General features: G+C 60.7%; 18 protein-coding genes. 12 read left to right on the forward strand and 6 right to left on the reverse strand.

Annotated elements, in window-relative coordinates; translation table 11 throughout:
* Positions 1–127: 127 nt before the first annotated feature.
* Genes J3P79_RS03015 through J3P79_RS03025 form a run of 3 tightly spaced genes read left to right on the forward strand, consistent with a single transcriptional unit; the run spans position 128 to position 3,927 of the window.
* A complete protein-coding gene (locus J3P79_RS03015) occupies positions 128–2,614 on the forward strand; it encodes a circularly permuted type 2 ATP-grasp protein (RefSeq protein ID WP_434608046.1) in 2,487 nt (828 codons plus the stop codon).
* Positions 2,614–3,507 (forward strand): transglutaminase family protein, encoded by an 894-nt coding sequence (locus J3P79_RS03020; protein WP_434608048.1) that lies wholly within the window; start codon positions 2,614–2,616, stop codon positions 3,505–3,507. The genes J3P79_RS03015 and J3P79_RS03020 overlap by 1 nt, the downstream gene beginning before the upstream one ends.
* A gap of 42 nt (positions 3,508–3,549) precedes the next feature.
* Complete coding sequence (locus tag J3P79_RS03025) at positions 3,550–3,927, forward strand: NUDIX hydrolase (protein ID WP_434608050.1); 378 nt, start codon at positions 3,550–3,552, stop codon at positions 3,925–3,927.
* Between the two features lie 63 nt (positions 3,928–3,990).
* Here J3P79_RS03025 and J3P79_RS03030 read toward each other — a convergent pair whose 3' ends face one another.
* The gene (locus J3P79_RS03030) at positions 3,991–4,176 is read right to left on the reverse strand and encodes a hypothetical protein (RefSeq protein WP_434608052.1); all 186 of its coding nucleotides are present in this window, start codon (positions 4,174–4,176) and stop codon (positions 3,991–3,993) included.
* Between the two features lie 68 nt (positions 4,177–4,244).
* Entirely contained in the window at positions 4,245–4,832 is a 588-nt protein-coding gene (locus tag J3P79_RS03035) for a TIGR00730 family Rossman fold protein (protein WP_434608053.1), read from the reverse strand.
* Positions 4,833–5,175: 343 nt separating this feature from the next.
* Between J3P79_RS03035 and azu the strand changes: the two genes are divergently transcribed.
* Positions 5,176–5,622, forward strand: coding sequence for an azurin (gene azu / locus J3P79_RS03040; protein WP_434608056.1), 447 nt, complete (start codon positions 5,176–5,178; stop codon positions 5,620–5,622).
* A gap of 118 nt (positions 5,623–5,740) precedes the next feature.
* On the opposite strand, the gene nadE is transcribed toward azu, so the two are convergent.
* From nadE to J3P79_RS03055, 3 genes are all read right to left on the reverse strand, one after another.
* Positions 5,741–6,568: an ammonia-dependent NAD(+) synthetase gene (gene nadE / locus J3P79_RS03045; protein ID WP_434608058.1), complete on the reverse strand. Its 828-nt coding sequence runs from the start codon at positions 6,566–6,568 to the stop codon at positions 5,741–5,743.
* A 4-nt stretch (positions 6,569–6,572) separates the two neighbouring features.
* Complete coding sequence (gene pncB, locus J3P79_RS03050; protein ID WP_434608060.1) at positions 6,573–7,799, reverse strand: nicotinate phosphoribosyltransferase; 1,227 nt, start codon at positions 7,797–7,799, stop codon at positions 6,573–6,575.
* A gap of 152 nt (positions 7,800–7,951) precedes the next feature.
* Positions 7,952–8,860: a LysR family transcriptional regulator gene (locus J3P79_RS03055; RefSeq protein WP_434608061.1), complete on the reverse strand. Its 909-nt coding sequence runs from the start codon at positions 8,858–8,860 to the stop codon at positions 7,952–7,954.
* Positions 8,861–9,051: 191 nt separating this feature from the next.
* Here J3P79_RS03055 and amaB point away from each other — a divergent pair, with 191 nt between their 5' ends.
* The 8 genes from amaB to J3P79_RS03095 all read left to right on the forward strand — a co-directional run bounded on the left by amaB (position 9,052) and on the right by J3P79_RS03095 (position 18,951).
* Complete coding sequence (gene amaB, locus J3P79_RS03060) at positions 9,052–10,542, forward strand: L-piperidine-6-carboxylate dehydrogenase (RefSeq protein ID WP_434608063.1); 1,491 nt, start codon at positions 9,052–9,054, stop codon at positions 10,540–10,542.
* Positions 10,543–10,707: 165 nt separating this feature from the next.
* On the forward strand, positions 10,708–11,991 hold the full coding sequence (gene amaA, locus J3P79_RS03065; protein WP_434608064.1) for an L-pipecolate oxidase: 1,284 nt from the start codon (positions 10,708–10,710) through the stop codon (positions 11,989–11,991).
* Positions 11,992–12,361: 370 nt separating this feature from the next.
* A complete protein-coding gene (locus tag J3P79_RS03070; protein ID WP_039592564.1) occupies positions 12,362–13,498 on the forward strand; it encodes an ABC transporter substrate-binding protein in 1,137 nt (378 codons plus the stop codon).
* A 136-nt stretch (positions 13,499–13,634) separates the two neighbouring features.
* Positions 13,635–14,549: an ABC transporter permease subunit gene (locus J3P79_RS03075; protein WP_434608066.1), complete on the forward strand. Its 915-nt coding sequence runs from the start codon at positions 13,635–13,637 to the stop codon at positions 14,547–14,549.
* Between the two features lie 2 nt (positions 14,550–14,551).
* Entirely contained in the window at positions 14,552–15,832 is a 1,281-nt protein-coding gene (livM, locus tag J3P79_RS03080; protein WP_434608068.1) for a high-affinity branched-chain amino acid ABC transporter permease LivM, read from the forward strand.
* Positions 15,829–16,701 (forward strand): ABC transporter ATP-binding protein, encoded by an 873-nt coding sequence (locus J3P79_RS03085; RefSeq protein ID WP_434608070.1) that lies wholly within the window; start codon positions 15,829–15,831, stop codon positions 16,699–16,701. The genes livM and J3P79_RS03085 overlap by 4 nt, the downstream gene beginning before the upstream one ends.
* Positions 16,698–17,414 carry an ABC transporter ATP-binding protein gene (locus J3P79_RS03090; protein WP_186638545.1) on the forward strand — a complete coding sequence of 239 codons (717 nt, stop codon included), beginning with the start codon at positions 16,698–16,700 and terminating at the stop codon, positions 17,412–17,414. The genes J3P79_RS03085 and J3P79_RS03090 overlap by 4 nt, the downstream gene beginning before the upstream one ends.
* A 772-nt stretch (positions 17,415–18,186) precedes the next feature.
* Positions 18,187–18,951, forward strand: a complete 765-nt coding sequence (locus J3P79_RS03095; protein ID WP_434608072.1) for an SDR family oxidoreductase — start codon at positions 18,187–18,189, stop codon at positions 18,949–18,951.
* A gap of 67 nt (positions 18,952–19,018) precedes the next feature.
* Here the strand turns inward: J3P79_RS03095 and J3P79_RS03100 are convergent, their stop codons facing one another.
* The gene (locus J3P79_RS03100) at positions 19,019–20,152 is read right to left on the reverse strand and encodes an AGE family epimerase/isomerase (RefSeq protein ID WP_434608073.1); all 1,134 of its coding nucleotides are present in this window, start codon (positions 20,150–20,152) and stop codon (positions 19,019–19,021) included.
* Between the last annotated feature and the right edge of the window lie 100 nt (positions 20,153–20,252).

The raw sequence follows: 20,252 nt of genomic DNA on the forward strand, positions 1-20,252 counted from the left end.
GAGCAAGCTTCGTCGCCACGACAATTGCAGCGTGCAAACCCAGGCTGGATCCAACACAAACACACCTATCCGGGCGTCATGCGCTTGCGCTAGTCTCACCTTTCACTGCCGTCCTGCCGAGCTTTCCATGCCTGACCTGCTTGACCGTTACCCGCTGACGACGGGTACTTATCACGAATTGCTGGACGACAGCGGCGCCGTGCGCGCGCATTGGCAACGGCTGTTCGACCAATTGCAGCGCAGCACGCCGGCCCAATTGGTCCAGCGCCAGGCACTGTTGGCCCGGCAGATCCAGGAAAACGGCGTTACGTATAACGTCTATGCCGACCCGAAGGGCGCCGACCGGCCTTGGGAGCTGGATCTGCTGCCCCACGTCATCGATGCCCAGGAATGGAAGCTGCTTTCGGCCGGCATTGCCCAGCGCGCACGTCTGCTCAATGCGGTATTGGCGGACCTGTACGGGCCGCAGCGGCTGATCAGCGAAGGCTTGCTGCCGGCGGAGCTGGTCTTTGGCCACAACAATTTTCTATGGCCCTGCCAGGGCATTACGCCGCCGGACGGCAATTTCCTGCATCTGTATGCCGTGGATCTGGCGCGTACGCCCGATGGTCGCTGGTGGGTCACCGCGGATCGGACCCAGGCGCCTTCCGGGGCCGGTTATGCTTTGGAAAATCGTACGATCGTGTCCCGGGCGTTTCCTGATCTTTATCGCGACCTTAAGGTGCAGCACCTGTCGGGTTTCTTCCGAACCCTGCAAGAGACGCTGGCACGACAGGCGCCCAGCGACGGCGAGCCGCCGCTGGTGGTGCTGCTGACACCCGGGCGGTTCAACGAAAGCTATTTCGAGCATCTATACCTGGCGCGCCAACTCGGTTATCCGCTGGTCGAAGGTGGCGACCTGACCGTGAGGGACGCCACGGTGTACCTCAAGACGCTCAGCGGCCTGCGCCGGGTCCACGCGATCATGCGCCGGCTCGACGATGATTTCTGCGACCCGCTGGAGTTGCGCACCGATTCGGCCCTGGGCGTGCCTGGGTTGTTGGAAGCGGTGCGCCAGGGCCGGGTGCTGGTGGCCAATGCCCTGGGCAGCGGCGTGCTGGAATCGCCGGGCCTCCTGGGATTCTTGCCGAAGATCAACCAGTATCTGTTCGGTGAAGAGCTGATGCTGCCTTCCATCGCCACCTGGTGGTGCGGCGAGCCGCCAGTGCTCGCCCAAGCCCTGGAAAAATTACCCCAGCTGTTGATCAAGCCGGCATTTCCTTCCCAGAGTTTCACGCCCGTGTTCGGCCGCGACCTGGACGAGAAACAGCGCGCCCAACTGGCGGCACGCATGCAGGCGCGGCCTTATGCCTACGTCGCCCAGGAGCTGGCACAACTGTCCCAGGCTCCGGTGTGGCAGGCCGAGGACGGCCAGATCCAGCCCCGGGCCATCGGCATGCGCGTGTACGCCGTGTCCGGGAAAAATGCTTATCGGGTGCTGCCCGGTGGCCTGACCCGCGTGGCCGCCGAGGCCGATGCCGAGGTGGTGTCGATGCAGCGCGGCGGTGCCAGCAAGGACACTTGGGTGCTCGGCGAGCAAGCGCCCGCCGGCGAGCAATGGAAGGCCCAGCGCACCGTGGGCGTTCACGACCTGGTGCGGCGTGATCCGTACCTGCCCTCCCGCGTGGTGGAAAACCTGTTCTGGTTTGGTCGCTATTGCGAGCGCTGCGACGACAGCGCTCGTCTCCTGCGGATCATGCTGGCGCGCTATGTCGATGGTGATGACCCGCAAGCGCTGCAATCGGCGGTTTCCCTGGGCGAAAGCCTGATGCTGTTGCCCGAAGAGGGCGAGCTGCCCGAACGCCTGATGGCGGCCATGCTTGGCGATGACTGGTCTTTCAGCTTGCGCTCCAACCTGCAGCGCTTGCAGTGGGCGGCTTCGCAGGTTCGCGGCAAGCTGTCGCGGGAAAACTGGCAGGCGCTCGTGGAGTTGCAGCGCGAAGCCGTGGAGCTGGAAACCAGTGAGCCGGATTTCGGTGAATTGCTGGATTTCCTCAACCGCCTGGTGATGTCCTTGGCGGCGTTGTCCGGGTTCGCCTTGGACGACATGACCCGCGACGAGGGCTGGCGCTTCCTGATGATTGGCCGTCGCCTGGAGCGCCTGCAATTTTTGAGCAGTAGCCTGGCGGCGTTCCTGCGGGGCGAGGCGGTGTTCGATCAGGCCGGGTTGGAGTGGTTGTTGGAACTGGGCAACAGCAGCATCACCTACCGCTCGCGTTACCTGGCGGTGGCGCAGTTGATTCCGGTGCTGGACCTTCTGTTGCTGGACGAACAGAACCCCCACGCGGTGCTCTTCCAATTGAAACTGGTGGCACGCACCCTCAAGCGCCTGAACGATGATTTTGGCGCGCCGAGGGAAACCGCCCTGCCGGCGTTGGTGACGCGCCTGTCACGCTTCGACCTGCGCTGCCTGGAGAATCCGTTGTTCGGTGAGGCCAGCCTGCGGGCAGCCCTCGATGGCCTGGCTGATCTGTTGCAGGAAGTTGCCGATGTCAGCGCCCAGGTCTCCGATCGCTTGGCCTTGCGCCATTTCGCCCACGTTGACGATGTCAGCCAACGCACGGTATCCGTCTGATGAGCGCCCGTTACCAGATTCTCCACGAAACCCATTATCACTACGACAGCCCGGTATCCCTCGCGCAGCAACTGGCTCATCTGTGGCCGAGAGATTGCGAATGGCAGCGCTGTACTGAACAACAGTTGTCCATCAGTCCGGAGCCGACCACCCGTCGGGATGAGCAGGACGTATTCGGCAATCCGCTGACCCGCCTGGCCTTCGAGCGACCTCACGATGAGCTACTGGTCAACGCCCGGCTGAGCGTCGAAGTGTTGGCGCGCCCAGCGCTGGATTTCAACCTGTCGCCGGCCTGGGAATCGACCGGTAACGCCCTGACCTACAGCGGTCGACCGCTGACAGCGCAGTTGCTGGACGCGTGCCGCTACCGTTTCGAATCACCCTACGTGCACCTCAAGCGCAGCTTCGTCGAGTTTTCCGAAAGCTGTTTTCCGGCGGGTCGACCGTTGATGATCGGCGTCCAGGCGCTGATGGAAAAGATTTTCGAGGAGTTCACCTTCGACGCCGAGGCGACCCAGGTCGCGACGCCGTTGGTGGAGGTGCTGGAGCGCCGCCGCGGCGTCTGCCAGGATTTTGCCCACCTGATGTTGGCGTGTGTGCGTTCCCGCGGTTTGGCGGCGCGTTACGTCAGCGGTTATCTGCTGACCCAGCCGCCACCCGGCCAGGCCCGTCTGATAGGCGCTGATGCTTCACACGCCTGGGTTTCGGTGTTCTGCCCGGTGCTGGGCTGGGTGGACTTCGACCCGACCAACAACGTGCAGCCGGCCCTGGAACATATCACCCTGGCCTGGGGCCGGGATTTTTCCGACGTGTCGCCGCTGCGCGGGGTGATCCTCGGGGGCGGCACCCATGATCCGGACGTGCGGGTGACGGTGATGCCGGTGGAATCGTAAGGCGATCCCACAGGGTATGTATTGAACAGGCGAGGAAGTGTCATGTTCCCGGTTTCGATCAAAGGTGTGCTGCAATCCCCCGAAGGCCTGGTAGTACTGATGCTCAACGAGCGGGATGAGTGGGAATTGCCCGGAGGGCGGATCGAGTTGGGCGAAACGGCGCCGCGATGCCTGGCGCGGGAAATTGCCGAGGAGCTGGCTGTCGAGGTCAGTATTGGCGAACCTCTGGATTCGTACTTGTTCGAGGTGATTCCCGGCAAGCACGTTTTCATTTCTACCTACCGCTGCCAATTGCTGGGCGGTTTTGTACCGGCGGTCAGTCACGAGCACAAGGAGATCGGGCTGTTCGAGCCGGGACAATTGCCGGCCAACCTGCCTGAGGGTTATCGCGTCTCAATTGCCAAGGCGCTGGGGATGTAAAGGCCGGTAGCGAGGCCACCAGCCCAACGAAGGGCCAGATCTGATCATCGGGCCCTGGGGGTATCAGGCGTCGGTGGCTTGATCTTTCGACGCATCCACATCATGTTCCGCCGCCACGTCGCCTTCGGTATCCGGGGTCAGTGCCGCTTCGTCTGCGGAGGCTTTCTTGCGCTGGAGCTTTTCCTCTTTCTTCTGCTCCTTGGCCAAGTCTCTCTGACGTTTGGCGAAGGAATAATTGGGTTTGGCCATGGGCGATCCTCTGGGGTCGAAGGTGAGGTTGAGCGGCGCATATTCTGCCCTGTATCGGGGCCGAGCCGTTAGCTGGGTTTTTGTTCGGCCCACTTTGGCTGCACTGACGGTTGCCACTCGTCCAATGCATCGAGCAGGTCGTGCGCTGATTCGCTCACTTGCAGCATGTCACGATGCGGTGCGCGGACGAAGCCTTCGCCGACGATATGATTCAGAAAACCGGTGAGCTTGCTGTAGAAACCGTTCACCTCCAGCAGCCCCAGCGGCTTGCCGTGGTAGCCGAGCTGGCCCCAGGTCCACACCTCGAACAACTCTTCCAGGGTGCCGAGGCCGCCGGGCAGGGCGATGAAGGCGTCGCTGAGTTCAGCCATGCGCGCCTTGCGCGCATGCATGCCGTCCACCACTTCCAAGCGGGTCAGGCCGCTATGACCGATTTCCTTGTCCTTCAAGCTTTGCGGGATGATGCCAATCACCTCGCCGCCAGCGGCCAGGGCAGCATCGGCGACGATACCCATCAGGCCGACCGCGCCTCCGCCGTACACCAGGGTCAGCTTTCGTTCCGCCAACGCTCGCCCCAAGGCCTGGGCAGCTTCGCGATAGGCTGGGTGGCTGCCGGTGCTGGCGCCGCAAAATACACAAACAGACGCTATGGACATGCTTCACTCCGTGGTTCGGTAACCGGACCAGAGTAAAGCCTGCCCTTGATTGCGCAAGAAGATTAAACCTCGCGCCGGGGTTTTTCGTAGGTGCCGCTGGCACCACAGGCGTAGGCGGCGAGCAAGCTGCACAACAGGCTGTTGAGGTTCATGGTGGTCGCTCCAGAGAGTTGATGGGGCTGATCATAGGCGGCCGTCATACTTCTGGTTGGTTGATTCTGTCCATCAGGCTGATAGTCTTAAGTTGTATACAATCTTTGACTCAGGTCATAGGAACTTGCCGGAAAATCAGGCAGTCTTTCCCTTTGACGGATTTTTGTTAACCATGCCTTGGAGATTCATGATGTTCGCCAAACTTGTAGCAGTATCCGTATTGACGCTGGCCAGCAGCCAGCTGATGGCAGCGGAGTGCAAGACCACCATCGATTCCACCGACCAGATGTCCTTCAGCACCAAGGCCATCGAAATCGACAAGAGCTGCAAGACCTTCACCGTTGAGCTGACTCACTCCGGCAGCTTGCCGAAGAACGTCATGGGCCATAACTGGGTGTTGAGCAAAGAAGCCGACATGCAGCCGATTGCCACCGATGGCCTGAGCGCCGGTATCGATAAGAACTACCTCAAGGACGGTGACGCTCGCATCATCGCCCACACCAAGCTGATCGGCGCCAAAGAGAAAGACTCGGTGACCTTCGACGTGTCGAAGCTCAATGCCTCTGAGAAGTACGGCTTCTTCTGCTCGTTCCCAGGCCACATCTCGATGATGAAAGGCACCGTTACCCTGAAATAATCAAATTTCAGGCACAAAAAAAGCGCCCCCGTGCAGGGCGCTTTTTTTATACCAGGCAAATACCCGACCCCTGTGGGAGCAAGCTCGCTCCCACAAGGGACTGCCCATCAAATGGTAGTCAAGGCGCGTACGGCATCACTCGCTTGTGCTCGGTCTTGCGGTAGGTATCGCAAATTATTCTGGCCGCTTCTTCGCGGACCGGTTGCCCGTGCAGGAATGCGTCGATCTCGGCGTACGTGACGCCATGGGCCGCTTCGTCCGGCTTGCCGGGCGACAGGTCTTCCAGGTCGGCGGTGGGGACTTTTTCCACCAGGGATTCCGGCGCGCCAAAATCCCGGGCAATGGCCCGGACCTGGTTTTTCACCAGCCCGCTCAGCGGGGCCAGGTCGCAGGCGCCGTCACCGAACTTGGTGAAGAAACCCATGACCGCTTCGGCCGCATGATCGGTGCCGATCACCAAGCCCTGTTCGGCGCCGGCGATGGTGTATTGCGCCACCATGCGCATGCGCGCCTTGGTATTGCCCAGTACGAAATCCCGCGAGCCTGGCCCCTTGCCCTCGAACGCGAGGACTTCCTTGGCCAGGGCCTTGACCGCCGGGCCGATATTGACCGTGTGGCGCTCATCCGGCTCGATGAAGTCAACGCAAGCCTGGGCTTCGTGCTCGTCGAACTGGGTTTCGTACGGCAAGCGCACGGCAACGAACTTGTATGCCGCATTGCCGGTTTTTTCCCGCAGCTCGCGCACGGCACGCTGGGCCAACAGGCCGGCGGTCAACGAATCGACCCCGCCGCTGATACCCAACACCAGGCTCTTGAGCCCGGAGTTGACGAGGCAATCCTGAATGAAGCTCACCCGGCGGGCGATTTCGGCCTTGAGAGCGGCGTCATCGGCGAACGGCGGCTGGACGTTGAGCTGTTCAGCTATCTCACGCTGTGCGGCTTGCATGAATTCACTCCTTGCTTGATGTGCCAGAAAGGGTGGCAGGTACTTGGAAAACATGTCGCATATAGGCGACGAAATTCGGGTCCTTGCAGTGGGTCTTGCCGGGCTCGTCTGAAATCTTGGCCACGGGTTGCCCGTCACAGCTGATCATTTTAAGCACGATGCTCATGGGTTCCACGCCTGGAATGTCACAGGTCAGGTTGGTCCCGATACCGAAGCTCACATTAATGCGACCACGCAAGGCCCGGAAAATCTCCAGGCATTTTGGCAACGTCAGGCTGTCGGAAAACACCAGGGTCTTGCTCATCGGGTCGATGCCCAGCTTGTGATAGTGGGCGATGGCTTTCTCCGCCCAGATCACCGGGTCGCCCGAGTCATGGCGCAAACCGTCGAACAGCTTGGCGAAGAACAGATCGAAGTCCTTGAGGAACGCGTCCATGGTGATGCAGTCGGTCAGCGCGATGCCCAGCAGGCCTCGGTACTCGCGAACCCAGCAGTCGAGCGCGGCGATCTGGCTGTCGATCAGCCGTGGGCCCAGTTGCTGGTGAGCCATGATCCACTCGTGGGCCATGGTGCCCAAGGGTTTCATGTCCAACTCCCGGGACAAATGCACATTGCTGGTGCCGACGAAGCGCCCAGGGAAGTCGTGCTTGAGCACGTTGACCACTTCCTCCTGGACGCGGTAGGAAAACCGACGACGGGTGCCGAAATCGGCCACTTGCAGCTCGGACAGTTCGTCGGCGCTGGCATTGGCGCTCAGCCAGTCGAACTTTCGATAAAGCTGTTCCCGCGCCTGCTCCAGCACGATTTCACGGTAGCGATAGCGGTTGCGTACCTCGCTCACGATGGACAGCAGCGGCACTTCGAACAGGATCACATGCAACCACGGACCGCGCAGGCGGATGAACAGCTCGCCATTGTCGATGCCGGTGTGCACGTAGCGCAGGTTGAAACGAAACAGGCCCAGGAAGCGCAGGAAATCCGGCTTCAGGAAGCTGATGCGTTCGAGGAAACCCAACTGGTCGGCGCTCAGGCTCAGCTCGGCCAGGCGCTCAATCTGAAAGCGGATCTCCGCCAGGTACGGGCGCAGGTCTTCGCTGTTCCGGCAGCGAAACTCCCACTCCACTTCGACGTTGGGGTAGTTATGCAGCACCGCCTGCATCATCGTCAGCTTGTAGAAGTCGGTGTCGAGCAGGTTCTGCACGATGCGATCGGCAAATACACTCTCGCTCATAACGTGAATCTCCAGACAGGTGGCTGCGGCGGGCAGCGGCGTACGGCGGTTCATGGTGAAAGGGCTAGTGGCGCATAACCGTGGTGGGTATTTCCACTGTTTTTTGTGGAGAGGGAGCTTGCTCCCTCGCCACAGGGGGGTGTTGGCTGCCGCTATTGCGGTGCATCCACGTTCTCGATCTGCTCCAGCATCCATTCCACGAACAGCCGCACCTTGGGCACCTCTGCGGAGTGTTCCGGATAAGCCAGGTAATAGGCGTTGGTGCTGGGCATCGCATGCTGCCAGGGGATGACCAGCTTGCCGTCGGCCAGTTCCTCTTCCACCAGGAACCTGGGCAGCAAGGCTACGCCGCAGCCGACCTGGGCCGCACGAATACACATGTAGAAGGTTTCGAAGCGTGGCCCGTGGTAGCTGTGTTCGGTGTGATAACCCTGATGATCGAACCAGTCGTGCCATGCCTGGGGACGCGAGGCATTCTGCAGCAGCACCAGCCCGGTCAGTTGTGTGGGATCGCTGAACGGTTCGTCCGGCAGGCTGCCCGGCGCACAGACCGGCACCAATTCCTCGCCGAACAATTTCAAGGACTCGGTCCCCGGCCTGGATCCCTGGCCAAAATAGAACGCCAGGTCACTGCGACCTTGCTGGAGGTCATCGGCCTCTTGCTCGCTGCAGAGATCCAAGTGAATGGTGGGGTGGCGAAGACGCCAACCCTTGAGCCGTGGAACCAGCCAGCGCGCGCCAAACGTCGGGGGGGTGGAAACGCGTAGTACCTCGGTATCGCCGCCGTAGGAACGCAGGTAATGAGTCGACATCTCTACTTGGGTGAGGATTTTTCGCACTTCTCCCAAGTACAAATCCCCAGCAGGCGTCAGTTGCAGGCGTCGACGCACGCGGCGGAACAGCAAATGCTGCAGCAACTCCTCCAGCTGCGCGACCTGTTTGCTGACGGCGCTCTGGGTCAGGTTCAGTTCTTCGGCCGCACGGGTGAAGCTCAGGTGACGAGTCACCGCTTCGAAGCACTGCAGCGCGGTGATCGACGGCAAATAGCGTTTATTGAGCATGATGGAGCCTTATTTTTTGTCGCTCTGCTTTTGTGCTTAAAAGTCTGCTTCAGTGGCAGCATGAATAAACGGAATGATATCTCGCTTAAAGGTCGTTTGTTGGCAAGTCTCGGGCCAGCTACAACTACAGGTCTGATCAGCCGCGTTCGCCTGGCTGCCAACTCATTGTCTTTTGCTTGAGGAATTTACCCATGGTTGCTGCATTGCTTGATCGTCTGGGCGTGAACCCGGCCTTGTACCAGAACGGCACACAGCCTGTGCATTCGCCCATTGATGGCAGTCGCATCGGCGCGGTGAACTGGGAAGGCGCCGCCGAGGTCGAGCAGCAGGTCAGCCGGGCCGAGCATGCGTTCGACCTCTGGCGCAAGGTGCCGGCGCCCCGGCGTGGTGAGTTGGTGCGCCAGTTCGGCGATCTGTTGCGTGAATACAAGGCCGACCTCGGCGAACTGGTGTCGTGGGAAGCGGGCAAGATCACTCAGGAAGGCCTGGGCGAAGTGCAGGAGATGATCGACATCTGCGATTTCGCCGTCGGCCTGTCCCGCCAGTTGTACGGCCTGACCATCGCCTCCGAGCGTCCGGGCCATCACATGCGTGAAACCTGGCACCCGCTGGGCGTGGTCGGGGTCATCAGCGCTTTCAACTTCCCCGTGGCGGTCTGGGCCTGGAACACCACGCTGGCCTTGGTCTGCGGCAACTCGGTGATCTGGAAACCTTCGGAAAAAACGCCGCTGACCGCCCTGGCGTGCCAGGCACTGTTCGAGCGTGTGCTGAGCAACTTCAGCGATGCGCCGCCATACCTGAGCCAAGTGATCATCGGGGGGCGCGATGCCGGCGAAGCCCTGGTGGATGACCCTCGCGTGGCGTTGATCAGCGCCACCGGCAGCACCCGCATGGGGCGCGAGGTGGCGCCGAAAGTTGCGGCGCGGTTTGCCCGCAGCATTCTCGAGCTGGGCGGCAACAACGCCATGATCCTGGCCCCGAGCGCCGACCTGGACATGGCCGTGCGCGCCATCCTTTTCAGCGCCGTCGGCACCGCCGGCCAGCGCTGCACCACTTTGCGTCGGTTGATCGCCCATGAGTCGGTGAAGGAAGAAATCGTCACCCGCCTCAAGGCTGCCTACGCCAAGGTGCGCATCGGCCATCCACTGGAAGGCAACCTGGTGGGGCCGCTGATCGACAAGCAAAGCTTCGACAACATGCAGGACGCCCTGGAGCAGGCCCTGAGCGAAGGCGGGCGGGTGTTTGGCGGCAAGCGCCAGCTCGAAAACCAGTTTCCTGATGCCTATTACGTCTCGCCCGCCATCGTCGAGATGCCGGAGCAGAGCGATGTGGTGCGCCACGAAACCTTCGCGCCGATCCTCTATGTGGTCGGCTACAAGGAGTTCGCCGAAGCGCTGCACCTGAACAACTCGGTGCCCCAGGGCCTGTCGTCGTGCATCTTTACCACTGACGTGCGCGAAGCCGAGCAATTCATGTCGGCGGTGGGCAGCGATTGCGGTATCGCCAACGTCAACATCGGCCCGAGCGGCGCTGAAATCGGTGGCGCGTTTGGTGGCGAAAAAGAAACCGGCGGCGGTCGCGAATCCGGCTCCGATGCATGGCGCGGCTACATGCGCCGCCAGACCAACACCGTGAACTACTCGCTGGAATTGCCGTTGGCGCAGGGGATTACTTTCGACTGAGGTTGAGTCGACAGAAATGCCTGTGGGAATCCCCTGTGGGAGCGAGCTTGCTCGCGATAGCGGTCTGTCAGTCACATAGCCATTGAATGTGTCGCCGCCATCGCGAGCAAGCTCGCTCCCACACTGAATAGTGTGATGGTTAGGTTTCTTTTTCGGAGTCTGGCAATGCCGTTACGCGAAGAATGTCTGTGGGAAAAACTGACGCCACAAAGACCAGAAAATACTGCGCTCACCGGTGAGGTCACGGTCGATGTCTGCATTATCGGCGCGGGCTTCACCGGGCTGTCGGCGGCGGTGCACTTGCTCGAACAAGGCAAGCGCGTGGCTGTGCTGGAAGCTCATCGGGCCGGGCATGGGGGCTCGGGGCGCAACGTCGGGTTGGTGAATGCTGGCCTGTGGATCCCGCCGGACGAGATCGAGGCCGGGTTCGGCGCGGCGGTGGGCAGCCAGCTCAACCGTATGCTGGGCGCCGCGCCGGCGTTGGTATTCAGTCTCGTCGACAAATACGCCATCGATTGCCAACTGCGCCGCGAAGGCACCTTGCACATGGCCCATAACGCCCGGGGCGAGGCCGATCTGCGCAGTCGCGAGGAACAATGGAAGCGCCGTGGCGCACCGGTAGAACTGCTCACCGGCCAAGCCTGTGCCGATGCCACCGGCACCGATAAGATTGCCGCGGCGCTGCTCGACCGTCGCGCCGGCACGCTCAATCCAATGGCCTACGCCAGCGGGTTGGCCAAGGCTGCCCAGGATCTTGGCGCCCAGATGTTCGATCATTCGCCGGTGACGCGCTTGGAGCGCCAGGGCCAACGCTGGTCAGTGCAGACCGCCCAGGGTTCGGTAACGGCCGAGCAAGTCGTGATCGCCTCCAACGCCTATACCGAGGGCGACTGGACCGAACTGCGGCGTAATTTCTTTCCCGGTTATTACTATCAGGTCGCCTCGGTCCCACTGGACGGCGAGGCCGCCAACCGCATCCTTCCCGGCGGGCAGGGCTCCTGGGATACCCGCCAAGTGTTGAGCAGCATCCGCCGGGACAAGGACGGGCGCCTGTTGCTGGGCAGCCTGGGCAATGGCAATCGCAAGCCGACCTGGTTTCTCAAGGCCTGGGCCGATCGGGTGCAGCAGCACTATTTCCCCTATCTCAAGGCGGTGGAGTGGGAATGCACCTGGACCGGTTGCATTGCTTTCACGCCTGATCACCTGATGCGCCTTTTCGAACCGGCCCCCGGCCTGGTGGCAGTGACTGGATACAACGGTCGCGGCGTGACCACTGGCACTGTCGTAGGCAAGGCATTCGCCGATTACCTTTGCCACGGTGATGCCAGTGCCTTGCCGATACCCTTCGCGCCGATGCAGCCCCTGGCGGGTGTTGGCCTGCGCAGTTGTCTGTATGAAGCGGGATTTTCGCTGTATCACGCGGGCCAGTGCTTGCGGATCGTCATCTGATTGTTGAAAAGTGTTACGGATGGCGGCGTTTCCCGGCTTAACGTCTAGCCTGTTATGGTGCGGGGTGTAGCAGCCGCGCACCGACAGTGTGCAGTTCGGTAGCGCAGGTTGTTACACAGTGGTTGCACGCCGTTTCGCGCGGCGGTTGCAATGATGGCTCATGGAGGGTTTTACCTACTTGTAAATAAGGTTGCACCTCGTGCGGATTAGACGGTTGCACGCCCTGTGAAAAAGGGCCCGAAACAGTCGAAATAACAATAAAGCAGCGACTTTTTTAAGAATAAAAAACCGATGGCACGGCCCTTGCTCTGAGCTTTTCAGTGAAGTGAAGTCGCAGTGCCAACTAAAAAAAACCTTGGAGCACCACCTCATGTCCCAGACGTTTTACAAGAAAGGTTTCCTGGCCCTCGCAGTGGCAACTGCGCTGGGTGTTTCTGCGTTTGCTCAAGCTGATGTGAAATTTGGTGTAGCGGGGCCGATGACCGGTGCCAACGCTGCATTTGGCGAGCAGTACATGAAGGGTGCGCAGGCGGCGGCCGATGTCATCAACAAAGCGGGTGGCGTCAACGGCGAGAAGATCGTGCTGGTTGCCGGCGACGATGCCTGCGAACCCAAGCAGGCCGTGGCCGTGGCCAACCGCCTGGTTGACCAGGACAAAGTGATCGGCGTGGTCGGGCACTTCTGCTCGTCCAACACCATCCCGGCCTCCGAGGTCTATGACGAAGCTGGCATCATCGCGATGACGCCTGGCTCGACCAACCCGGCTGTGACCGAGCGCGGCCTGAGCGCGATGTTCCGCATGTGCGGTCGTGACGACCAGCAAGGCATCGTGGCCGGCGACTACATCGTCGACGTGCTCAAGGGCAAGAAAGTCGTCGTGCTGCACGACAAGGACACCTACGGCCAAGGCCTGGCGGATGCCACCAAGGCACAACTGGCCAAGCGTGGCGTAACTCCAGTGTTGTACGAAGGCCTGACCCGTGGCGAGAAAGATTTCAGCGCCGTGGTCACCAAGATCCGTTCGGCGGGTGCCGACGTGGTCTACTTCGGCGGCCTGCACCCGGAAGCCGGCCCGCTGGTTCGCCAATTGCGCGAACAAGGCCTCAAGGACGTGAAGTTCATGTCCGATGACGGCATCGTGACCGACGAACTGGTCACCACCGCCGGCGGCGCGCAATACGTCGATGGCGTGTACATGACCTTCGGCGCCGACCCACGCCTGCTGCCGGACAGCAAGGCCGTGGTGGACGCTTTCCGTGCCCAGGGCGTCGAGCCTGAAGGCTACACCCTGTACGCCTATGCTTCGGTCCAGGCCCTGGCGGCCGGTTTCAACGGCGCCAAGTCCAACAAGGGCGAAGACGCTGCCAAGTGGCTGAAAGCCAACCCGGTGAAAACCGTCATGGGTGAAAAAACCTGGGATTCCAAGGGCGACCTGAAAGTCTCGGACTACGTGGTCTACCAGTGGGACAAGGATGGCAAATACCACCAGTTGGAAAAACAGAAGTAAGGGCTGAAGCGACCGTCCAGGCTCCGAAAGGGCAGGGGACGGTCGCGCCTGGCATTGCTCCGACGTAAATCTGTATTTTCCTTAGAAGAACCGCACGCCTCCGGGTGTGCAGGTTCTCACTGCGTGAGATTGCGTTATGGATGGTATTTTCCTGCAGCAACTGGTCAATGGCCTGACCCTCGGGTCGGTCTATGGCCTGATCGCCATCGGCTACACAATGGTCTACGGCATCATCGGCATGATCAACTTCGCCCACGGTGAGGTTTACATGATTTCCGCTTACCTCGCGGCAATCAGTCTGGCTCTGCTGGCTTACTTCGGTATCGAATCCTTTCCGCTAATGATCCTTGGCACCCTCGTGTTCACGGTCGTGGTCACCGGGGTCTACGGTTGGGTCATTGAACGCGTCGCCTACAAACCCCTGCGCAACTCCACCCGGCTGGCACCGCTGATCAGTGCCATCGGCATCTCGCTGATCCTGCAGAACTACGCGCAAATCAGCCAGGGCGCCCGTCAACAGGGTGTCCCGACACTGCTCGAAGGCGCCATGCGCGTCGACATCGGCACCGGTTTCGTGCAACTGACCTACACCAAGATCTTCATCCTGGTCGCCGCTTTTGCCGGCATGGCGCTGCTGACCTACATCATCAAGTACACCAAGCTCGGCCGCATGTGCCGCGCCACCCAGCAAGACCGCAAGATGGCCTCGATCCTGGGAATCAACACCGACCGGGTGATTTCCTACGTGTTCATCATCGGTGCAGCCATGGCGGCCCTGGCCGGTGTGCTGATCACCATGAACTACGGCACCTTCGACTTCTATGCCGGTTTCATCATCGGCATCAAGGCGTTCACCGCGGCGGTACTCGGCGGCATCGGCTCCCTGCCTGGGGCAATGCTCGGCGGGATCATCCTCGGGATCTCCGAGTCGCTGTTCGCCGGTCTGATCAACTCCGACTACAAAGACGTGTTCAGTTTCTCGCTGCTGGTGCTGATTCTGATTTTCCGTCCCCAAGGCCTGTTGGGTCGCCCACTCGTGGCGAAGGTGTAAGTATGTCTGCTGCCAATAAACCGCTTGATATCAAAAAGAGCGTCATTGACGCGATCCTGGCCGGCCTGATCTCGCTGATCGTGTTCGGCCCGATCGTCGGCGTGGTGCTCGACGGCTACAGCTTCAACCTGCAACCGGCCCGCGTCGGCTGGCTGGTGGCAATCGTGATGGTCGGGCGCTTTGCCCTGAGCCTGTTCCTGCAAACCCCCAAGGGCCTGAATATTCTCCAGGGTTTCGAGAGCACCGGCTCCGGCGTGCACGTGCTGCCACCGGATTACAAATCGCGGCTGCGCTGGATCATCCCGGCGCTGATCGTGATTGCCATCGTGTTTCCGTTCTTCGCCAACAAGTACGTGCTCACGGTGGTCATTCTCGGCCTGATCTACGTGCTGTTGGGCCTGGGCCTGAACATCGTGGTTGGCCTGGCCGGGCTGCTCGACCTGGGTTACGTGGCGTTCTATGCCATCGGTGCCTACGGCCTGGCGCTGGGCTATCAATACCTGGGACTGGGTTTCTGGACGGTGTTGCCATTGGCGGCCATCGCGGCGGCGATGGCGGGGTGCATATTGGGATTCCCGGTGTTGCGAATGCACGGTGACTACCTGGCCATCGTGACCCTGGGTTTTGGCGAGATTATCCGGCTGGTGCTGAACAACTGGCTGTCGTTCACCGGCGGGCCGAATGGCATGCCGGTCCCTGCCCCGACGTTCATGGGCCTGGAATTCGGCCGGCGGGCCAAGGACGGCGGGGTGCCGTTCCATGAGTTCTTCGGCATCGATTACAACCCCAATATCAAATTCCTGTTCATCTACATCGTGCTGTTCATCACCGTCTTGTTGGTGTTGTACATCAAGCATCGCCTGACACGAATGCCGGTCGGTCGCGCCTGGGAAGCCTTGCGCGAAGACGAGATCGCTTGCCGCTCGATGGGCCTGAACCATGTGCTGGTCAAGCTCTCGGCGTTCACTATCGGTGCATCGACGGCTGGCTTGGCGGGGGTGTTTTTCGCCAGCTACCAGGGCTTCGTCAATCCGTCATCGTTCACCTTCTTCGAGTCAGCTTTGATCTTGGCGATCGTGGTGCTGGGCGGCATGGGGTCGACGGTTGGCGTGGTGATTGCCGCATTCGTGCTCACCGTGGCGCCGGAGCTTTTGCGCAGCTTCTCCGAATACCGAGTGTTGTTGTTCGGCGTGTTGATGGTGCTGATGATGATCTGGCGCCCACGCGGCCTGATCCGTATCAGCCGTACCGGTGTGACGCCGCGCAAGGGGGTAGCGCCATGAGCGAAGTCGTACTCAAAGTTGAAAACCTGATGATGCAGTTCGGCGGCATCAAGGCCCTCAGCGATGTCAGCCTGGAGGTCAAGCGCAACTCGATTTTCGCGTTGATCGGCCCCAACGGTGCGGGCAAGACCACGGTGTTCAACTGCCTGACCGGTTTCTACAAGGCATCGGGCGGCAAGATCGAACTCAACGTGCGTGGCGAGCAGACCAATGTCATCAAGTTGTTGGGCGAAGCATTCCGCCCGACTGATTTTGTCTCGCCGAAATCCTTCGCCAGCCGGCTGTACTACAAGATGTTCGGCGGCACCCACCTGGTGAACCGAGCCGGTCTGGCGCGTACCTTCCAGAACATTCGCCTGTTCAAGGAAATGTCGGTGCTGGAAAACCTGCTGGTGGCCCAGCACATGTGGGTCAACCGCAGCCTGGTGGCCGGCATCCTGAACACCAAGGGCTACCGCAAGGCTGAAAGCGACGCCCTCGACCACGCTTTCTACTGGCTTGAAGTGGTGGACCTGGTGGATTGCGCCAACCGCTTGGCCGGCGAGCTTTCCTACGGCCAGCAACGACGCCTGGAAATCGCCCGGGCCATGTGCACGCGCCCGCAGATCATCTGCCTCGACGAACCGGCCGCCGGCCTCAACCCCCAGGAAACCGAAGCGCTGAGCGCGATGATCCGGCTGCTGCGCGACGAGCATGATCTGACCGTGGTGCTGATCGAACACGACATGGGCATGGTAATGAGCATTTCCGACCACATCGTGGTGCTGGACCACGGCAACGTGATCGCCGAGGGCGGCCCCGAGGCGATTCGCAACGATCCGAAGGTGATCGCGGCTTACCTGGGTGCCGATGAAGAGGAATTGGTATGAGTGGACCTATCCTCGAACTGAAGGAATTGGACGTGTTCTACGGACCGATCCAGGCCCTGAAAAAAGTCTCGATGCACATTGGCGAGGGCGAGACGGTGAGCCTGATCGGTTCCAACGGCGCCGGCAAGTCCACGCTGCTGATGTCGATTTTCGGCCAGCCGCGGGCGGCGGGCGGGCAGATCATCTACCAGGGCGTGGACATCACCCAAAAGTCGTCGCACTACATTGCTTCCAACGGCATCGCGCAATCGCCGGAAGGGCGGCGGGTATTCCCCGACATGACCGTCGAGGAAAACCTGTTGATGGGCACTATTCCCATCGGTGACAAGTACGCCAGCGAAGACATGCAGCGCATGTTCGAGCTGTTTCCACGGCTCAAGGAGCGCCGCAACCAGCGAGCCATGACCATGTCCGGCGGCGAGCAGCAAATGCTCGCCATTGCCCGGGCATTGATGAGCCGGCCCAAGTTGTTGCTGCTCGATGAACCAAGCCTGGGGCTGGCGCCGATCGTGGTGAAGCAGATCTTTGCGACCCTGCGTGAGCTGGCCTCCACCGGGATGACGATCTTCCTGGTGGAACAGAACGCCAACCATGCCCTGAAGTTGTCGGACCGGGCCTATGTGATGGTCAACGGCGAAATTCGCCTGACCGGCACGGGCAAGGAACTGCTCGCCAACGAAGAGGTGCGCAACGCGTATCTGGGCGGGCATTGAGGCCGGCTACGTAACGAAAAAAACCGGCGAAAATGATCGCCGGTTTTTTTATCTCCTGGATACACCTCAAGCCCGCTTTCACATGGGGATTCGTGTTGTCGTCGCAATTGTGGAAAACAATCCTGAGCCCCTGCGAAACCGCGACATAAAGTCGCCGCAAACAGTTGTTTTGTCACGGTTTTGACTTGTCCCCGTTTGCTGTGGAACCGGCTGTGGGTAACGTGGGAGTAGCTGGCTGAAAGCCTTTGAATACGTGGCCTGCAGGGCTGTGATCGTTTTTTGATCAGTCATTTATGGTCAAGGGAGAGCGGCTATTGTCAACAGTTTTATGAACACGGAAATGGGCTCGAAAGTCTGTGGGCAAACCTGTGGATAAGTCTGTGACTAAACTCTGGAAAGACTGCGCTGAGCGGCGTAATTGCTGGCTTGGAGCCATCGCATCGTCAAGCTCTGGCTTATAGCAGATAAGTTGATCTGCACAACCCGACTTGCGAGGTCAAGCGAAAAAAATTTCCAAAACTCTCGCGAAGCCTTATGCACAAAGGCTTTCAGGTTCTTTACTTGCCCCCGATTACTGTGGACGCGCCTGTGGATAAGGTGCGGGCAACCCGCTGCGGCCCTTGCTGGGCAAGGCCTGGCTCTGGTTGATCGTTTTTTGAACAGCGCGGCGCTGAGAGTGATTGATCAGCCTTGCCCCTGGCGGGCCAGGCCGGGCATGCTGTTGGCCAATTCCCATTCAATGGCTGTTTGAAGCCTAAGCAAGGAGAACACGATGTCTGACACCCTGTTTATCACTGGCGCGACGTCCGGTTTTGGCGAAGCCTGTGCCCGTCGTTTTGCCGAAGCCGGTTGGAAACTGGTGCTGACCGGTCGTCGTGAAGAACGCCTCAATGCCCTTTGTGCCGAGCTGTCCAAGCAGACCGAGGTCCACGGCCTGGTATTGGACGTGCGTGATCGCAAGGCCATGGAAGAAGCCATCGCCAACCTGCCGCCGTCCTTCACCAAGTTGCGTGGGCTGATCAACAACGCCGGCCTGGCTCTGGGCGTCGATCCAGCACCCAAGTGCGATCTCGATGACTGGGACACGATGGTCGATACCAACGTGAAAGGCCTGATCTACAGCACCCGCCTGCTGCTGCCTCGCCTGATCGCCCATGGTCGTGGCGCCGGGATCGTCAATTTGGGCTCCATCGCCGGCAACTACCCGTATCCGGGTAGCCATGTGTATGGCGCGAGCAAGGCCTTCGTCAAACAGTTCTCCCTGAACCTGCGTTGCGACCTGCAAGGCACGGGCGTGCGGGTGAGCAATATCGAGCCAGGCCTGTGCGAAAGCGAGTTCTCACTGGTGCGCTTTGGTGGCGACCAGGAGCGCTACAACGCGACCTACGCCGGTGCCGAGCCGATTCAGCCGCAGGACATCGCCGATACGATTTTCTGGGTGCTCAACACGCCGGCGCACATCAACATCAACAGCCTGGAGCTGATGCCGGTGAGCCAGACCTGGGCTGGGTTTGCCATCGAGCGCAACAAGGCCTGACCGCTGACGTACTTGAGCTGGAAATGGTGTTGTGGCGAGGGGGCAAGCTCCCTCGCCACGCAAAGTGTTACGCCAGGTAGTCGGCCAGACCGCGGTAGCAGGTCAGAAGATGGTAAGGGGTGGTCGAAGGCATGTCCCGGCGACTCACATTGCCATCGGCATCAAGGCATTCGTTCCAACCCTGGGCGTGCAGAAAGTGCTGCTGAAGAGCCCGCAGTTGACGCAGCAGGACTGTTTCGCTTCCCGGTCGCAAAGTCAGTGCCCGCAGGTATTCCGCTTGAGCCCAGATGCGTTGTGTCGCGTCACGCGAGGATGCTTGCGGCCCCAGGCTCAGCATCGCGCAAACTGCGCCGCAATCCGGATCGACGCCTTGTTGTTCCGTGAGGCCGAAGCTGTGCTCCAGGGCCGTGTGCAGTTTGCCGCCGCGCAACAACGAGGATGAAGCCAGCAGGAAATACCATTCGAACTGATGGCCTGGCTCGAACCAGTTATCCACAGCCTTGAGCGGTTTCTCCATCATGACTCTTTGCTCAGGATCCACGAAGCACCGGAACATCCCGTCGCATAGGCCCAGCAACGCCTGGCGCACGTTGGCGTCGTCGCGAACCGAAAGAGCCGCCAGGAACGCTTCGGCCAGGTGCATCAGCGGATTCTGTAGCGGGCCGGATTGGCGGGTTGACCAGTCACGTCCCAAGCTGGCTTCGTAGAGACCATCGCCAGTGGCGAAACGTCGCATGATCACTTCCAGCGCCGCATTCAACGTTGATTCCACCAGCGGCTCGCGAACCTTGCCCCAGTAATGAGCGCAAGCGAACAGGATGAACGCGTGGGTGTAGAGGTCTTTGCTGGAATCCAGCGGCGCGCCCTGCGGATCGATGCTGTAGAACCAGCCGCCATGCTCGGCGTCGTGGAAATGCCGTTGCAGCGAGCGGAACAGCGCAGCGGCGCGCTCTTCGGCCAGGGGTACTTCGCCGATCAGGCTGGCAAACACATACAGTTGCCGCGCACAGGCCATCGCCCGGTAGCGCTGGGGCGGCAGCGGCTGGTGCTGGCTGTCGAGGGATTCATAGGGCAACGCCAATTCGCCATTCCAACCCGGGCCCTGCCACATAGGCACGATCACATCGTGAAAATGCTGGCGCACCGTGGCGAACAGGGCGGTCAGTTCAGGCAAAAGGGCGGAGCGGGAAGCATCGGGCATTGGCGGATGTCGTCACGGCGGGGGGATCGATTGCGCGACATGGTAGCAGAGTGGCCGTCCTGGGGAGATGGGGTGGCTGTCAGGCCGCCTTCGTCGGCGA

The organism is Pseudomonas sp. R1-7, assembly GCF_051132105.1.
Classification (GTDB): domain Bacteria; phylum Pseudomonadota; class Gammaproteobacteria; order Pseudomonadales; family Pseudomonadaceae; genus Aquipseudomonas.

Excerpts from the sequence above, each read along its gene's own strand:
- J3P79_RS03070 (WP_039592564.1), top strand. The coding sequence starts at position 12,362 with ATGTCCCAGACGTTTTACAAGAAAGGTTTCCTGGCCCTCGCAGTGGCA.
- amaB (WP_434608063.1), top strand. The coding sequence starts at position 9,052 with ATGGTTGCTGCATTGCTTGATCGTCTGGGCGTGAACCCGGCCTTGTAC.
- nadE (WP_434608058.1), bottom strand. The coding sequence starts at position 6,568 with ATGCAAGCCGCACAGCGTGAGATAGCTGAACAGCTCAACGTCCAGCCG.
- J3P79_RS03090 (WP_186638545.1), top strand. The coding sequence starts at position 16,698 with ATGAGTGGACCTATCCTCGAACTGAAGGAATTGGACGTGTTCTACGGA.
- J3P79_RS03020 (WP_434608048.1), top strand. The coding sequence starts at position 2,614 with ATGAGCGCCCGTTACCAGATTCTCCACGAAACCCATTATCACTACGAC.
- J3P79_RS03095 (WP_434608072.1), top strand. The coding sequence starts at position 18,187 with ATGTCTGACACCCTGTTTATCACTGGCGCGACGTCCGGTTTTGGCGAA.
- J3P79_RS03075 (WP_434608066.1), top strand. The coding sequence starts at position 13,635 with ATGGATGGTATTTTCCTGCAGCAACTGGTCAATGGCCTGACCCTCGGG.
- livM (WP_434608068.1), top strand. The coding sequence starts at position 14,552 with ATGTCTGCTGCCAATAAACCGCTTGATATCAAAAAGAGCGTCATTGAC.
- amaA (WP_434608064.1), top strand. The coding sequence starts at position 10,708 with ATGCCGTTACGCGAAGAATGTCTGTGGGAAAAACTGACGCCACAAAGA.
- J3P79_RS03100 (WP_434608073.1), bottom strand. The coding sequence starts at position 20,152 with ATGCCCGATGCTTCCCGCTCCGCCCTTTTGCCTGAACTGACCGCCCTG.
- J3P79_RS03015 (WP_434608046.1), top strand. The coding sequence starts at position 128 with ATGCCTGACCTGCTTGACCGTTACCCGCTGACGACGGGTACTTATCAC.
- J3P79_RS03035 (WP_434608053.1), bottom strand. The coding sequence starts at position 4,832 with ATGTCCATAGCGTCTGTTTGTGTATTTTGCGGCGCCAGCACCGGCAGC.
- J3P79_RS03025 (WP_434608050.1), top strand. The coding sequence starts at position 3,550 with ATGTTCCCGGTTTCGATCAAAGGTGTGCTGCAATCCCCCGAAGGCCTG.
- azu (WP_434608056.1), top strand. The coding sequence starts at position 5,176 with ATGTTCGCCAAACTTGTAGCAGTATCCGTATTGACGCTGGCCAGCAGC.
- J3P79_RS03085 (WP_434608070.1), top strand. The coding sequence starts at position 15,829 with ATGAGCGAAGTCGTACTCAAAGTTGAAAACCTGATGATGCAGTTCGGC.
- J3P79_RS03030 (WP_434608052.1), bottom strand. The coding sequence starts at position 4,176 with ATGGCCAAACCCAATTATTCCTTCGCCAAACGTCAGAGAGACTTGGCC.
- J3P79_RS03055 (WP_434608061.1), bottom strand. The coding sequence starts at position 8,860 with ATGCTCAATAAACGCTATTTGCCGTCGATCACCGCGCTGCAGTGCTTC.
- pncB (WP_434608060.1), bottom strand. The coding sequence starts at position 7,799 with ATGAGCGAGAGTGTATTTGCCGATCGCATCGTGCAGAACCTGCTCGAC.